Annotated in this window: 12 protein-coding genes and 1 tRNA gene; 5 read left to right on the top strand and 8 right to left on the bottom strand. The window is 62.4% G+C overall.

The genetic code is table 11. The features are described 5' to 3' along the window. Positions 1-2: 2 nt before the first annotated feature. Genes cas7c through cas3 form a run of 4 tightly spaced genes read right to left on the bottom strand, consistent with a single transcriptional unit; the run spans position 3 to position 5,671 of the window. Entirely contained in the window at positions 3-959 is a 957-nt protein-coding gene (cas7c, locus tag ACQS5P_RS09155; RefSeq protein ID WP_428940589.1) for a type I-C CRISPR-associated protein Cas7/Csd2, read from the bottom strand. Beyond that, on the bottom strand, positions 952-2,733 hold the full coding sequence (gene cas8c, locus ACQS5P_RS09150) for a type I-C CRISPR-associated protein Cas8c/Csd1 (RefSeq protein ID WP_428940588.1): 1,782 nt from the start codon (positions 2,731-2,733) through the stop codon (positions 952-954). The genes cas7c and cas8c overlap by 8 nt, the downstream gene beginning before the upstream one ends. After that, positions 2,730-3,392: a type I-C CRISPR-associated protein Cas5c gene (gene cas5c / locus ACQS5P_RS09145; RefSeq protein ID WP_428940587.1), complete on the bottom strand. Its 663-nt coding sequence runs from the start codon at positions 3,390-3,392 to the stop codon at positions 2,730-2,732. Before cas5c ends, cas8c begins: the two co-directional genes overlap by 4 nt. 32 nt (positions 3,393-3,424) lie before the next feature. Then, positions 3,425-5,671, bottom strand: a complete 2,247-nt coding sequence (gene cas3, locus ACQS5P_RS09140) for a CRISPR-associated helicase Cas3' (protein ID WP_428941011.1) — start codon at positions 5,669-5,671, stop codon at positions 3,425-3,427. A gap of 781 nt (positions 5,672-6,452) precedes the next feature. On the opposite strand from cas3, the gene ACQS5P_RS09135 reads away from it, so the two are divergent. Both ACQS5P_RS09135 and ACQS5P_RS09130 read left to right on the top strand, forming a co-directional pair. Beyond that, positions 6,453-6,848, top strand: a complete 396-nt coding sequence (locus ACQS5P_RS09135; RefSeq protein ID WP_428940586.1) for a hypothetical protein — start codon at positions 6,453-6,455, stop codon at positions 6,846-6,848. 48 nt (positions 6,849-6,896) lie between these two features. Further along, a complete protein-coding gene (locus tag ACQS5P_RS09130) occupies positions 6,897-7,454 on the top strand; it encodes a hypothetical protein (RefSeq protein WP_428940585.1) in 558 nt (185 codons plus the stop codon). A gap of 293 nt (positions 7,455-7,747) precedes the next feature. On the opposite strand, the gene ACQS5P_RS09125 is transcribed toward ACQS5P_RS09130, so the two are convergent. After that, a complete protein-coding gene (locus tag ACQS5P_RS09125; protein ID WP_428940584.1) occupies positions 7,748-8,596 on the bottom strand; it encodes a phospholipase D family protein in 849 nt (282 codons plus the stop codon). Between the two features lie 24 nt (positions 8,597-8,620). Here ACQS5P_RS09125 and ACQS5P_RS09120 point away from each other — a divergent pair, with 24 nt between their 5' ends. Continuing rightward, positions 8,621-8,800, top strand: coding sequence for a hypothetical protein (locus tag ACQS5P_RS09120; protein WP_428940583.1), 180 nt, complete (start codon positions 8,621-8,623; stop codon positions 8,798-8,800). Between the two features lie 261 nt (positions 8,801-9,061). Then, positions 9,062-9,337 (top strand): helix-turn-helix domain-containing protein, encoded by a 276-nt coding sequence (locus ACQS5P_RS09115; protein ID WP_428940582.1) that lies wholly within the window; start codon positions 9,062-9,064, stop codon positions 9,335-9,337. Here the strand turns inward: ACQS5P_RS09115 and ACQS5P_RS09110 are convergent. Then, complete coding sequence (locus ACQS5P_RS09110) at positions 9,272-10,675, bottom strand: hypothetical protein (RefSeq protein WP_428940581.1); 1,404 nt, start codon at positions 10,673-10,675, stop codon at positions 9,272-9,274. The two genes, ACQS5P_RS09115 and ACQS5P_RS09110, sit on opposite strands and share 66 nt — an antisense overlap. A 145-nt stretch (positions 10,676-10,820) precedes the next feature. Here ACQS5P_RS09110 and ACQS5P_RS09105 point away from each other — a divergent pair. Beyond that, positions 10,821-10,883, top strand: a tRNA-OTHER gene (locus ACQS5P_RS09105). An 82-nt stretch (positions 10,884-10,965) separates the two neighbouring features. Here ACQS5P_RS09105 and ACQS5P_RS09100 read toward each other — a convergent pair. Together ACQS5P_RS09100 and ACQS5P_RS09095 are read right to left on the bottom strand one after the other, a co-directional pair. After that, positions 10,966-12,111, bottom strand: coding sequence for a uroporphyrinogen decarboxylase family protein (locus ACQS5P_RS09100; protein WP_428940580.1), 1,146 nt, complete (start codon positions 12,109-12,111; stop codon positions 10,966-10,968). A 150-nt stretch (positions 12,112-12,261) separates the two neighbouring features. Then, positions 12,262-14,859 (bottom strand): calcium-binding protein, encoded by a 2,598-nt coding sequence (locus ACQS5P_RS09095; RefSeq protein WP_428940579.1) that lies wholly within the window; start codon positions 14,857-14,859, stop codon positions 12,262-12,264. Positions 14,860-14,925 lie beyond the last annotated feature (66 nt).

Raw genomic sequence — 14,925 nt, 5'->3', positions numbered from 1 at the left:
CTTCACCGCCAGTCGATCCACCGTTCGACAGTTACGCCGTGCGGCATGTCGGTTTCCGCGACGATCGTCAGCTCGTAGTCGTCAAAGGATCGTGGCGGGCGACCCTCCTGGTGCTGTGCGCTGCTCTGGCCGGGCAGCGGCTGCACGCCCGGCCGTGGCAGACAGCGAACGCGGGCGAACAGCCTGTCGGCGCGGGCATTGCCCAGCGGACTTTCGTGGCGGAACGCGATGCAGGCCACCGGTCGCATGTTCGCCCGTGCCGCGGACTTGTCGTATTCGAACATCTGATCCAGGGCCCGCTTGAACAGCTCAAGGTCCTGCTGGCAGAAGCCCGTTCCGTTGGTGCCGGCGGCGAGGTTCGGGTTGATGTAGCCATGGACGCGGTAAAGCGCATAGGGCACGGCAAACTTGCGGCCCATCGTCCTGTTGCCGCCTTCCTGCGCTTCGGCCTCCCGTTCGGTCGTCACCGCGCAGCGTGTGAGAGCATGCTCATGGCTGACGATCGGGTGAAGCGAGCGGGCGATGCCGAACTGCACCGGCCCGCGGACCTGGCCGCAGTTCACGTCCGTGGTCATCACCGCCCCGAACGCCCGCACGTCGTAGAAGTTCCTGCACATCCACGCCGTCAGGGCACGGGCCTTGTTCTGGTCTTTGGGCAGATTTTTCGATGGCTTCTCGCCCAGCGCCTGATAGGCCCGCTCGTGCTGCCTGTTGAGGATCGCACGTTCCTTGACGTAGATCTCGTACGGCGGCTGCTCGCCGTGCACCAGGCCGACGAAGTTACGGACCTTGCGCTTGAGGCATACATCGGTAACCAGCCCCTGGCCGGTTTCCGGATCGATGCGCGGGAGGTTTCCGGCATCGGGGTCGCCGTTGGGGTTGCCGTCGTTGATGTCGAAGAAGTAGACGAAGTCGTAGCGGTGTCGGATGGGTTCAGCAGTGAGTTCTTGATCACTCATGGGCATTCTCCTTCTGGTTGCTGTCATCTTTCCTGGTGAACAGATCCTGGCGCTGGTGGTAGTAGCCGATGTAGAACAGCCCCTGTTTCTCCAGGGGCATGTGTGAAGGGAAGCGGCTGATGTGGCCGAAAATCTCGCCGATCAGCTTTTCGCGGTAGTTGCGCAACCCCTCATGCTCGATCTTGTCCAGGTGGTGCGGGTAAAGCCGCAGGAGCCGCGGGAAGACACTGGCGGGTGTGGCGGCGGCGGCGCCGAAGTAACGGTCCTTGATCGTGCTGCTGAGCTGGCCGTCGGTGGCGTCCTCCTGCGTCTTCTCCAGTGCGGCGAAGAGCCGACCGAGGTGATACGCCTCATCGGGATGATCTTTGTTCAGAGACACGGGCACCTCCTTCATGTTGCAATTGCGGATCAGGTAGGCTTTGAGGATCGCCGCCCGGCGATGGTTGACCGTCGCGTCGGCACGGATGCGGCGGATGACCGCGCTGAACAACGCCTGAGGGTATGGCAGGCCGCCCAGTACGCAGCGCGCGACTTCGCCGGCAAGTTGCGGTGGCACATCCTTCGGTTCGCGGGCGGTTTCCAGAAGCAGGCGGCGAATGACCAGAGGCGGCTCGTTGGGTGGGGCGCAGGTCATCTCAAGGTCGGCGGCATGCCGGGCCAGGCGCTGGGCGAACTGCTGCACGGTGCCGGCCAGCCAATAGCGAACGTTAAGCCGACTGGCGTTGGGCGAAAGCCCCAGGACGTAGAACGGCGCCTCCGGGTCTCTCACCTCGTCAATCAGGCGACCCTCGCGAGCCGCGTGCAGGAACTTCTCGAGCCTTTTGAGCGTCACGCCGTGCTCCGCGGCAGCCTGTCCCCTGGGAGCATCCTCCCCGAAGATCAGCGCCAAGAGCTTTTCACTGTCGCCGGCCTGGGGTCGGTCGGTCCAGAACACGACCGTTGCGTCGCCGATGCGTACGCGTCGCTCGTCGTCGGCCAGCAGTCGGTTCAGCGCGGTGGTGTACCGAAAGGCGTCATGCACACCGACAGGTGCGTTGAAACTCTGCTTCTTGCCGTAGCTCTCGAACGCATCGAGGTTGAACGAGACGATGGCTGCCCCGGTGGTGTTGGCGCCGGCCACGCCGCTGATCAGCGGATGCAGGCGGGCGATGGGTTCCTCCTGCCCGCTGATCAGCGAGACGGCATGGATTGCGCCTTCGGCCTGGCTTTGTATGGCCAGACGCCTCAGCCATGCCTGTCTGACCGCCGGGCTCTGGTGGATGAAGCCTTCACGGCCGCGGAGCTTGAAGACGACGTTCAGTCCCGCCGCCTCCTGCCAATTCGACAATGACTCTGCTCTGGCTGGATCCCATTGCTCCAGGAAGCGGCACAGCGCCGCGTAGCCCTCGTCGTCGCCGACTTCCGATCGCATGGACAGATGCAGCTCGCGGAAGGCGGCGAACATCTGGGCCGCACGTTCGGGGTTGTTCTTGTTATCGCGGCCAAGCGCGTAGCCGGTGTTGTCCCAGCAGAAAAAGGGTTTCAGCCCCGTGCCCGAGCGCCCGCCGCCGTCCGGAACCAGCAGCAATCTCGCAACCCGCTTGCCTTTGCTGCCGGGTTGGCGGATGTCGCTCAGGCCATCCTTTGGAAGGGTGCCATCGGGCTCCAGCACGATCTGGAAGTGGATCTTTTCCCGGCTGAAGCCGAATTCCGGGACCGGCTGACTCGGATCGGCAGCGAGTCGCTGGTAATAACGGATCAGCGCCGGCAGCGGTCCGCTGCTGACCTGGCTCATACGCTCACCCCCTTTGCCTTAACCCTCATCGGTGGCACATCGATCACGCCGTCGCGCATGATGGCATGGAAGAAGTGGGGCGTGATGCCGTCGGCGAAGTCGATGTCGTGGAGCATGTAGCCCAGGTCACGCTCGCCGGCGAGTTCATCCGCGACCGGTGGCAGTGGCTGATCCTTCTCGATCAGCTCGAAATCCGCCGGGAACTCGCGGCAACCGAGGTAGGGTCGGGTGTGGCACTGACCATCGCGCGCCCGGCGGTTGAACTGGTCGAGGTGTTTGCCGGGGTTGTCCTCTCCGTCGATGATGTCGAAGCGGGCCTCGATGACGTACGCGACATCCCGTAGGATGGTGGCGGCGCGCTGTTGACGGTCGTCCTCGACGTACAGCCCCAGTGCCCCGTGGCCGCTGCTCATTGCCTGGGCGACACGAGCGGCCGGTACCTTGCTGGCGACCTCGTTTCGCCGCAGAGACGTGAAGCGGATGGGCTTGAGCACATGGATGCGCGTGATCCGCCAGCGGATCTGGGGCTTCCAGTAAATCGCCTCGAGGATGCCGCGGGCGGCCGAGGGGGTGATGACATCGTAGCTCACCCGCTCGACCTTCATCTCCGGGCGGGTGAAGCAGGCAAAATCGCCCCAGACGTGAATCCTGATTCCCATGATGACGAACCTCGCTTCATGCCGGTGATTTGCTATTGAACAAGCGTTTGTGCGTCTATTCCCACAGGCCCCAATGTCAGCCCCAGCCTCTCGTCGTACGCCGCGGGATTGGCCAGGTAGAACCGTCCGTGGCGTTCGAGCAGGATTTGGTGATCCAGCAAATGGTGCAGCGCATGCTCATGCACGCTGACCGTGTAACGCTGAGCCGCGCGATCCAAAGCCCGCAATCGCACGGGGTCGGGCAGATCGGGCATCTGCTGAAGCTGGTGGATCAGCTCGCGGCCGCGCTCGCCGTAGGGGACCAGGATTGGCGTCTGGATCTCTTCGATCAGACGATACGCATCGGACGCTTCACGGAACTGGTGGTGCAGGACGTCGCCATCCTCTCCGCCAAAGCATCGCATCACGCTCTTGTTCCCGCGGCCGCTGTCCCATCCGCGGTCGTCGTCGCCTCGCTGCTGCCAGTAGTGCAGGCGAAAGTACGCCTCGATGGCGGCGGGGGAAAGCAGGTCGGCGACGTGGTCCGGCGCGATCTGGCGGAAATGCTCGGCGGCGTCTTCGATCATCTTGGGCACGGGATAGTCCTGTCTCTGGTAGTCGAACACGACTACGCGTCCGAGTTGGGGCCGGCCGTCGGCAGTCTGGAGTCTGCCCTCGCGGTTGCATCGTCCGGCCGCCTGGGCGATCGAATCCAGCCCGGCGGCGGCGCGGTAGACCACCGGGAAGTCCACATCGACTCCGGCCTCAATCACCTGCGTGCAGATCACGCGGCATGGTTCGTTGACTGCCGGGTCCAGCCGGCGGCGGATCTCCGCGATCACCTGGCTGCGGTGCTGGGCGCAGAGGCTGGCGCTCAGATGCAGGGCATGCGGATCGTCCAGCAGCTTGAAGAGTTCAGCCGCGTGTCGGCGGGAGTTGACGATGCACAGCACTTGCCGATGGCCGCGCAGCCGTTGGACAACCTCCCGGTCGCTGAGCCTACCGGCCAGTTCGATGCACGTACGCTTCATCGCCTCGTGCAACTCGCGGGGATCGTCGATGATGGATCTCACCTGCTCCAGCCCGATCGGAAACCCCTGACGCTTCTCGACCGCCGGCTGCGTTGCAGTGCACAGCACGACGGTCGCACCGTAGTTGCGGACCAGCTCATCCAGCGCTGCCAGCGTGGGAGCCAGCAGGTTCGGCGGTAGCGTCTGCGCTTCGTCGAGCACGATGACGCTGCGGGCCAGGCGGTGCAGCTTGCGACATCGCGACGTTTGGCTGGCGAACAGCGACTCGAAGAGCTGAACGTTGGTGGTCACGATCAGAGGCGCGTCAAAGTTTTCCGCAGCCAGTCGGGTTCTGTGCGACTGCCTGGCCGGGTCGTCCAACGCCAGGTTGCTGTGATGTTCCAGCACCTGGTCGGCCAGGTCCCCAAGCGCTTCGCGAAAGACGTCAGCGGTCTGTTCGATGATGCTGGTGAAGGGAATCGCATAAACCACACGTCGCAGGTTGTGCGTTGCGGCGTGCTCGAGCGCAAAGGCGAGCGAGCAGAGCGTCTTGCCCCCGCCGGTGGGAACGTTCAGCGAGAAAAACCCCGGCGCGCATCTGGCCTTCTCGCGGCAGGCGGCCAGCACCTGACGACGGCGGAGATTCACCGGGGTCGGCGGGGCTGCACGCTGCTTGTCCTCCAGATATCTGTCCAGGCGGACCAGCAGCTCGGCCGGCGCCGCACTGTCTCGGGGCCGGGCGGCGGCACGCCGCGGATCCATAAACCACTCGGTTGCCAGAAAATCCGCATCAACCAGGCACGAGAAGAGCATCCGGGTGAAAAACGCCATCGCGAACGCCGAGCGGCGACGATCGCCGGGACACCGCAATCTCGGCGGAGGTGGCAGAGGCATCGACAGCAACTCGGGCGGCGCTGCCGTGTAGGGCGCGATCGGCTTCTTCAGCCGCTGCGACAGCCCGCTGCCCTGCGCCACGTTGTCCGGCAGACCCGCATGATGCCCGGCGATGCAGTAGGCCAGCAGCCGTCCGAGCGGACCACGTTCGGCAGCGTGCTTTGCGCCGGCCGTTGAATGATCCACCTTGCCGACAATCTCAGCCTGATGGGCGTCACCACCGCTCGCGGCTGAGGCGCACAGGTATGACTGAAATGCATCGCTGTACTTGCCCAGGTCGTGCCACCAGCCCAGCAGGCGTGCCCAGTCCTGTGCGCCGAAGACCCTGGCAAACTCCGCCGCGCCGAGCAACGTATCGCCGTTGCCTTCCGCCACGCGACGCAGATGATCCGCCAGCGGCTCCCAGTGATCGCGCGTGCTCGGCGGCGGCAGACTGTGCGCATAATACGAACACGATGACCCCCAACAGGCAGGCGGCGGTGATGACGTTGAAGACGATGCCTCAGGTCCGTCGATTGATTCTCCCAAAGCCATTCCCCCTTTCCAATGACTGGACTGGCATACCCTAACATCTCCCTGTCGTCTGTCAAGTCAAAATTGGAAAAAGTGCTCCGGGTAATCTGCCGGCTCCCCTCCACGAATTGACCCCGCGCAGCAGGCCTCGGCACTGCCGCGGATCCTGGGGGCTGGCCTGCGGTATCGCCTTCTGCGACATCGCCCGACACAGATGAAGATGTAGCGCCTGTCAATCATTCTGCGCCAACAGAGTATCGAGGCACCAGGTACAAAAGGCGGCAGCACCACGGCCTTCCTGGATCGCAGCAGCGCGAACCGATTCCGATGAGGCGTATCAGGGCGCAAGGTGCACCGTGGCATCGGGAGGTTTGGCTACGTCGACTTGCCACGGCGCCTATGTAACCGAGTACGACCCCGAAGCTGAGACGCGACCAATACTGAATTACCCAGACCGCGCCCCATCGCTCGTCGCAGAGCGGCAGATCGTGCAGGATCGCTTGTAGCAGCAGTAGCCAGATTCCAAAGTCGGACAAGGGGCAGAACGCATCTTTCGCGAACCGGACTGACGCGGCGCCAAGTGCAATTGGCATCCCAAGGCGCTGCCACGCCATCACGGTCAGACGGAATCGGCGGACGCACCGCGGGCACGGCGGGCAACGACGTGATCAGTGTGAAGGGGGTTGTCGAAGCTGTCGAGGAGGCACAGGCGGCGTTCGCCGAATTCTGGCAGGGCGAGGTACACCTGCTGCGCCAGTCCCTGGGCCTGAAGTATGACGCGACCACCGAGTTCGACCGTGTCAGCATGAAGGACGAAGCCGAGTTCTTCGGCCTGCTGATGCAGCTGGTGCAGCAGGGCATCATCGACCATGAGACGGCGATCGAGACGATGGATTTGCATTTCCCGACGATCAGCAAGCGGATGGAGAAGATCCGGATGCTTCAGAAGCAGGGCAAGGGGATCTTCGTGCCGGTTCAGGTAGCCACGCAGTCGCCTGAGCCGAAGCTGCCGCCGAAAGGAGGTATTCCCAGCGGCCCCAAGGGCGGCAAGCCCAGTTAGTCGCCGATCGCGGACAACAACAAGAACCGCATCGGCAAGCCGAAGAAGGTGAAGGCCAAGCTGATGACGCTGGCCGATGGTGTGACTGCCTGCCTGGTCGTGGATGAGCCGCTCGACGATGACAAGCGACAGCATCTGGCCGAGTGGTTCGGCCTGCCCGAACAGCTGATCTTCACGGTCGCCCAGTACAAGGAGCAGGTGGGCAAGGAGGTGCACTGGCTGTCACCGCTGCCGGCTCTGACGCCGGTCGAATCCGTCGCATGTGCGATTGCCGCCCAGCAGGTGTTCGATCAGGTCGAGCAGACCATTGCGCAGAGGCTGGAGCAGTACAAGGCCACGCATGCAGATGCCGGCAAACGCGGAGCCTATGTGACAGCCAGAGTGAAAGCTGAGATAAGCGATAAGGTGTGGGCCGAAACGCTTCAATCCATCAAGCCCGACGTTCCGGCAGAAGAATGGCAACAGCGTCTGCGTCTGGCGGTGGATGAGTTGAAGGCCGGCGGAGACCTTTCCACGACCCCGCAGGATCGATTGCAGGTGTGGGCGAGCCTGATCCTCAAACGGCAGTATCAAAAGAAACAGCAGACGAGCAGGTCACAGTCGTGAACTGCTGATGCTGTCAGGGCGGATTACATCGGGAACGTGGCGTGTAGCCCCTTGCTCTGGCGCTGGACAGGCTGATTGGAATATCACTGCGCGACAGATAGCGACAGCCTGCGCGGTGATACTTCGATCCGGTTCGGGTGACGTGGACGACTACAGAATCGGTCTGTTGAGCGGCGGGTCGAGCGACACTGGCGCGGCCGCTGTCCCGGTCACAGCCAACCACAAGAAGTGGTACGGCCAGCACGAGAATCGTTACAATTCTCCACAGGTAGGCTTTCACGGCTCACTCCCTGTCATGATGGCGGAGCACACCGCGAGCACGGCGTATACCCTTGAGCCTTCGCATCCTTCAGATCCATTGGAATCGCACTGCGACGGAGATAGGAACACCCCGCACTGTGATACTTGCTGCCTGTCCTGGTCACGTACACTGTAATGGTGGGCTGCGGTTGCCGTGGTTGCGGTGGTGACGCAATGCGCGGCGATGGGGTGGCCGGAGGTTCGGGCTTGACAGCAGGCGGACCCCGAACGGCTTCCGGCTCGGTGACAACAGGGCCAGTGTACGTGGTTGAGTGTGTCAGGTGATTTGCGAAGTTCTGTTCATAGGCATCAAACAGTGTGAGCTTGTCCTTGATGATGAGCAGATTCTCCGCGTTGGATTCCTCTGCCTCCTTGGAGAAGTTGAAGCTGCCCGTGATGATGGTGTGCCCGTCGATCAGGATGATCTTGTTGTGGGCGATGGCGTGATTGGCATCGATGAACACCGACACACCGGCATTGAACAGAAACGTTGCGGCCGAGTACTGAGCGGGACGATTGCTGGCATCCAGAATCGCGGTCACCTTGACACCGCGTTTGAGGGCATCTGTGATGGCCTTGGCAATGGGTGCAGACGTGAAGGCGTACGCCTGCACCAGGATGCTGTCCTTGGCCTGATCGATTTCCCGAACGATTGCTTCGGTGCAGCCGCCATGAGGTGAGAAGTAGACGGTGATGCCGTCTTCGCTTGCGGCCGCGCCGGCCGGCGGCTGCGTGGTGGCTGTGGCGAACCCGGGCTGCGTGGTGCTGTTTTCGCCCAGGACATGCGCCAGACCGATGCTGATGAACGTCAGCAGAACGCTGATGCCAATCAGTCTTCGCATGGGATTCCTCCCTGTTGAAGTGAGATGAAAGGCCCGCAGGCCAGAAAATGGCACGCCGCCGCACGGGAGCATGCGGGGGCGTTAAAAGCGGATTTGCGCTTACGTCCGTTGGATACCGATGATCTCGCAGCGGACATGCACCCTGACGAAGGCCGCTTTGGCCTCTTCTTCGTCAACCGCAACGAGGTTCTTTCGGCGACCTAACTTTCAGGGTATTTGAACTTGATCCGGTACATGTGCTTCTTCTCGGCTGCAAGCGATGCAGGCGAGCTGTGGTTAAGAGTCATCGCCATCACGGGTGAAGTGAAGCAGCAAAGCCGGGCAACAATACACAGTGATGTCGTGAACATATAGCCACCCCGGAAAGCAATGGTTCTCCGTTGTAGTGAACAGGCGTGATATCGATGCGAAATTTCTGTGTCAAGCCCCTTCGTTTTGAGCGGCGGTGGCCGACATAAAAGATGGATGAATGAGACCGTCGAACATTCAGACGAATATCTTACGGTCGCGGAGACTGCTGCCTTGCTGAAGGTCAGCCATGATACGGTCCTGCGGCACTGCAAGCGAGGTACATTGCGGGCGCTTGATCTCGGCACCGGCAGCCGTCATGAGTTTCGCGTTCTGAGATCCTCGATTGACAATCTGATGTGCACACCGCGATCACCGTCCAGCCGCTCACGCGAGACTCGGCACCGTCCCCGTCGCCGTAGTGGAGCAGGGCCTAACTTCCTTCGCATCTAACAAACCCAGTCTGTCTGAAACCGCGTAGGCCAAACTGCGCAGGTCTTCGACCGGGGGATGATCGTACCAGCCGGAAATGTGGGGAGTGGCATGGCCCATGACAAAATCAACCAGGGATTTGTCTGCGCATCTAAGGGCATGGCTTTCAAATGTGTGTCTTCCTGTTCCAAATGTTAGACCCGGGCGCTTCAGCCCGAGTGCTTTGGTGACGGTATTGAACCAGTAAGCGATACTATCATAGTGAACCTCCGTGACCGGTATCCCTGATGCGTCATACTTGACCACGCGGCGTGCCCAAGGGCGACCGCTTTCGGGCTTGAGAAACACGAGGTCTTGGACCCTGATAGGCGTGCCAATGGGGTGTCCACCCTCATCCCTGTATTGGTGTTGTATTTCATCTGCAAGTGCCGGGGCAGGGCTTAAGTGCAGGTGTCGCACCATGCGCAGGTAGTGTTCGACCAGGGGGGTCATGTATCCGATCCTGTCAACGCCGGTCTTGATGCGGGGAAAGCGGATGATGTGGTTGTCAAAGTCAATCATCTGCCAAGCAAGGCATGCGCAGTCGGTCGCTGTATATCCGAGCAGAAGGGACAGGAGGAACATCGTATGAAGTTGCAAGGCGGTTGGGCTGGGTGCGGCCAGATGAGCACGAATCCTGGCAATCTGGTCGGGTTCCCATCGTTTGAAGCCGTGCTGGATCGTCTTGGTGGTGCGGGCCAGGCGAATCGCGGCCTTTGAGGGCAGATGGAACTCATCACCGTAGCGGGGTGGCAGGACGCCTGGCACGGCCTGATGAATGCTGGCCCACCGCATCATTGCTCTCACGTGAACGATGCGTCGCTTGTGGCAATCTACACTGACCCGTTTTTGAGTTCGAGTCCAGGTGACCTTTGAACCGTTTGACCCCTCTGTCTTCCGCCAGAAAAGCGAGAGGTTGTGTCGAAGGGTTGCCCAATCCTCGGGTGTCATCGCGTTGACATTTGTGGTCTTGCCCACGGACGTTACGGCGATCTCGATCGCATTGCGGATGTCAATGAAGCTGCCCAGCGATAGCTGGTGGCGTTCGGTTCGCCTGAATTCGCGGGCAAGGAACTCGCGAGCGACGCACTCCCATGAAGTGGGAGGTATTCCATCCGTTGACGTTGGCGGTAACTGCTCACCACGAACGATGTACGACCATTCTTGGTAAAACCGCTTGAGGGCAGCTTTCCAGCCCGCCTTTACCGAACCAAAGTTGTATCGCCGCCCCTTGTACTTCTTGCAGTATTGTCCGTTGCTGGCGAGGCTCAGGGGAAAGTCTCGTGGCGAGTTGCCGTCGGGATCGAGATTTCTTGCCATGGTCCGGTACTCCTGTACGTGACGGGGGTCGTATCCCGTCTTTTCTTGAATGTTCGGCCAGACCGGCGGGGGTCGTCCGGGGGTCGTGTCGGGGGTCGTGATAATGGATCAATTTATCCAATTCATTATTTTCCTAGGAAATTCTGCGATTTTGGAAGAGTTTAACCGGACTGTCGATCCGGTGGTTGCGGGTTCGAGTCCCGTCGCGCTCGCCTGTGAATCCTGGATAGCTGCCGCCAACCCCTTGCAAATGCGAGGGGTTGCGTCCTTTTCAGGGATGGCGGTCGGGGTTACGGATTCAGGTCGGCGGCGGTGGATGGCGGGGGCGCTGGGCGGCAGGACAGATAGGCCTGAACGTTCTGAACGGGGGTGCCGCAGACAATCGGACTGCCATTGGCCAGCACGAACGGGCCGAACTCGGCGGCGCGGAGCTGACGGGACACTTCAGCCCGGATCTGATCCGGCGCCCCATGCTTCAGCAGCGTGCTGTCCACATTGCCGAACAGACACACCTGCGGCCGAAGCATCTTGCGGATTTCGACCGGATCCAGCACGAAATGCTTCTTGCTCTCCTCGATCATCAGCCCGGCCATGTCCAGGCTGTTGATCAGCCGCATGTTTGGGCGGACGTCGCCCAAAAAGTATCCCACCGGCAACAGGCCGATCCGGCGAACCTCGCGGTAAAACCACCGCTTGGCGTCGGCTTCGAGCCGTTCGTGCATGGCGGGGGAGATGATGTCGAGGCTGCCGAGAAAGCCCTCGGAAAAGATGTACGCATCAGCGCCGCACGCCCTGGCCGCCCGCACGATCGCAAGGAACCATTCGCAGTCCTTGTAGATGCAGTAGGCGACCAGATCCGGCTTTTCGACGCACGCGATGGCAGCCTCCTGAAACGACCAGCCACGCAGCCGCGATCCCGGCGCACCATCGTTGATCGCGATCATCGGCTCGCCCTGCACTCGCGCCTCGGCCAAAAGCTTCATGTGCTCGAATCGCCCCGAATCGATGATCTGCTGCTCGGTCTGCGCGATGGCGGCGTAGTAGTCGTCGATCGAAGCTTTGGATTCGAGACGCAGCGTCGGTTCGCTGCCCCAGCCGGGTACATCGCTGTAGTCGGCCAGCTTGTAGTTGTCCAGGATTTCGATCCAGCGTTTGCCGTCGCCGCTGGCAAGATATGCCCGGCCACTCTCAACCTTGCGCGGCCGGTTCCAGAAGCCCTTCCAGCCGGCTGATCCGAGATGCATCCAATCCGGCTGAAAACGCTCGTGGAAGATTCGCTCGATTTCCGCCAGCTCGCGCCCACCCTGGTAGTACTGGAACTTGGGATGATGTCCGGCGAGCTCGACCTTGTAGTTTCCCCAGCTATGGAGCACGACCGGCGGGGGCGTGATCCGCTGGCCGCCCAGCACGCGGAGCATGCGCTGACGAGAGGTCATGGTGCAGACAAGACAATCAGGATGCGGCCCTTAAGGCAGTTGTCAAGCAGGACCAGTGCGCCTGGCGGGTGCTCTGCGCACGAGTGTGCCCGGCATGGGTGGGATGCTGCGACGCGCCCGCGACCCATACGGCCAGGCTCCCCCGGCCGCTCACGGGCGCGTTCGTCGCCAGGCGTTATCGATCAGGCTGTGATCCGTGGCGTCAATGCCGCCGCTGTGGTCGAAGTCGCCGTGGATCCAGCCGGAGCGGCGGTTCACGAAACCGCCGTCAATGAGGCTGTAGTCGGTGGCGTCAACAGCCCCGGAGAGATCTGCATCACCCGAATAGGTAAATCGCACCAGAACGTCATTGACGCTCAGCCCGCCGATGCCGGCAAAGCTTGTGTAGACAGGGCCGGAGCCGCCCACTTGACTGAGGTCATTGCGGATCACCCCCAGGGCGAACAGCGCGCTTCCTGCGGCGGCGTTGAGCGAGCCTGCCCGTGAGCTGGCGATGCCGTTGCCGAGCCAGTCGAACCGCCCGCCGTTGGAAAGCCCGCTGCGCAGCAGCGCGGTGATGCCCGCCAGATTCCCGGAGCTGACGATCATCGCATTGTCGTTCAGGTCGAGCCTTCCGCCGCCAGCGATGTTCAGAGTATTCACGCGAATCGCCTTGTCCGCGCCGGCGCCGAGCACTGCATTGCCGCCGTTGCCGATGTTCAGCGTGGCCAGGTCCTGGGTGATGTTGAGTATGGCGGCGGCATTGCCGGCGTTGTCGGTGTTGACGTTGAGTGTGTCGAGCCCCGCGCCGCCATCGACAGTATCGGTGCCGCTGTTGACTGTGATGGTGTCGTCGCCGCCGGCGCCACTCAGCATGTTGTCGCCGCTGTTGCCGATCAGGGTATCGTTGCCGGCGCCGCCGGCCAGATTCTCGAAATCGGCGAACGGTGTGGAGTCTTCAGTGCCGGAGATGCCATTGGTCGCCGAAGCGAGGTTGAGCATGACCGCCGACGAGTGACGCTCATAGACCAGCTCATCCACTCCAAGACCGCCACTGAGCACGTCGCTTCCCGCGCCGCCATCCACACGGTCGTCTCCGCTGACGCCGAAGACCGAATCATTGGCCGATCCCCCGGCCAGGCTGTCGCTGCCCGCGTCGCCGTAGATGGTGGCCGGACCGCTGCCGGCGACGAGGGTGTCGTTGCCATTTCCGCCGATGAGTGACGCGCGGCGCGTGAGGCTTGTCGCGATCGTGACGTTATCATGTCCATCTCGCCCGTAGACGAAAATCCCGCCGCCGAAGGCAAAGGGACTGCCGCTCGCCGCTGTGCCGTTGACGGTGACGTTCGCGGCCATGTCGGAGCCACTGACGAGGATCGTATCGTCGGTGCTGCCAAAGGCGTTGTTGGTCACGATCAGATCTCCGCCGACGATCACGGCGCGCTCGACGGCGCGTGTGGCGTTGTGCCCGCTGAGGTTCCAGGTGGCGGTGGTTCGCCGCTCGACACCGTCGGGCACTCCGCTCCACCATTCGCCGCGGAGGCGGTTGCCCTCGATTCGCATCACCGCTTCCGACTGTGGGAGGTGATAGGCATTGGCGGCGATCGGGACCCAGAAGCCCTCGACCAGATTGTCCTTGACCAGCACGTTGTCGCCGGAGACTTCGATGCCGTAGACCGGCAGCCTTCCATACGCCGGATCGGCCAGCAGCCTGCCGAACACTTTGTTGCCCTCGATCACGACATTGGTTCCGAGGTTGGTGATGATCTCCAGCGCGAAGCAACCCGGGTCGTAGCTTCCGTCGGGTCGGGTGCGGAAGTCGGAGACGATGTTTCGCCTCACGTACAGTCCGTTGTAGTAGCGATCGTCGGCGCCGCCGGGGATGATCTCCACGCCCTGTCGCAGCACGCCGGTGATGCGGTTGTCGGCGATTTCGCCGCCCGGGGCGGCAGCGCGGGTTGGCCCGCCAAGCTGGATGCCGATCTGCACCTGATCGAAGCTGTTCCGCAGGATGCGGAAGCTCTCGACGTTGAGCGCGAAGATTCCAGCAAAACAGTTGAGGTTCTGGAAAACGTTGTCGGTAAAGTCGCAGTTGCGCGCGCCGCTGGTGATGCCGAGCATGAACGACAGCCCATCGCCGGCCGAGACGTTGCGGAACGTGCAGTTGATCACATCCACATTGTCCACCCACACGCCGCTGTTGGACTGCTCCAGCTTCAGCCCCGCGCCCTCGAAGATCAGCCCTTTGACGATGATGTCGTGAGCGTCGGGCCCTGTGCCCTGAAGGATTGGCGCGTTGTGGTCGAGCAGGGTTCCCGGTCCGAACGGGCGGCGGAGGATCGCTCCGGGCGCGCCCAGATATGTGCGCGGGCGCGACGCATCGATGCCGGGCCGCAGCCGCAGGTTCGGACCCTGGGGGCCGCCTGGCGGCGGGGTAAGAAAGTCGTACACGCCCGCGGGAAAATAGACCGTGCCCACCGTGTCGCCCGACTGCACCGTGTAGCTGCTCCCGTCGGGTTGCTTGAGCACGTTTCCGGGCGTCGGGGTGTAGTCGATGGCGCGCTGAATGGCCGGGGCGTCGTTGACGCCGTCGTCGGGCACTGCGGGCGATCCGCCCGACGGGGCGAAACGCGGATCGGTGACCACCACCGTGATCGCCGCCAGAAGCTGCCGCTTCTCCAGTGGCTCCACGCTCGCGGCCGGCGCGGTCGCGCGGATCGCGCTGCTCGGCTGGTTTTCGTGGCGGCGCTGTTGCCAGTTTCGCATCATCAGTGTCTCCCTTCGTACAACAGGAGCAGGCCGGCCTGAGCCAGGCTCAAAGCCGGGATCATCGCG

The organism is Fontivita pretiosa (assembly GCF_050410795.1).
Taxonomy (GTDB): Bacteria; Planctomycetota; Phycisphaerae; order Tepidisphaerales; family Tepidisphaeraceae; genus Fontivita; species Fontivita pretiosa.
The sequence above is the reverse complement of the archived record's forward strand: the minus strand, read 5'-3'. Positions and strand labels throughout refer to the sequence as shown.

Coding starts and splice junctions, on each gene's coding strand:
- cas7c (WP_428940589.1), bottom strand. CDS start 959: ATGAGTGATCAAGAACTCACTGCTGAACCCATCCGACACCGCTACGAC.
- cas8c (WP_428940588.1), bottom strand. CDS start 2,733: ATGAGCCAGGTCAGCAGCGGACCGCTGCCGGCGCTGATCCGTTATTAC.
- cas5c (WP_428940587.1), bottom strand. CDS start 3,392: ATGGGAATCAGGATTCACGTCTGGGGCGATTTTGCCTGCTTCACCCGC.
- ACQS5P_RS09125 (WP_428940584.1), bottom strand. CDS start 8,596: ATGCGAAGACTGATTGGCATCAGCGTTCTGCTGACGTTCATCAGCATC.
- ACQS5P_RS09120 (WP_428940583.1), top strand. CDS start 8,621: ATGAAAGGCCCGCAGGCCAGAAAATGGCACGCCGCCGCACGGGAGCAT.
- ACQS5P_RS09115 (WP_428940582.1), top strand. CDS start 9,062: ATGAATGAGACCGTCGAACATTCAGACGAATATCTTACGGTCGCGGAG.
- ACQS5P_RS09110 (WP_428940581.1), bottom strand. CDS start 10,675: ATGGCAAGAAATCTCGATCCCGACGGCAACTCGCCACGAGACTTTCCC.
- ACQS5P_RS09100 (WP_428940580.1), bottom strand. CDS start 12,111: ATGACCTCTCGTCAGCGCATGCTCCGCGTGCTGGGCGGCCAGCGGATC.
- ACQS5P_RS09095 (WP_428940579.1), bottom strand. CDS start 14,859: ATGATGCGAAACTGGCAACAGCGCCGCCACGAAAACCAGCCGAGCAGC.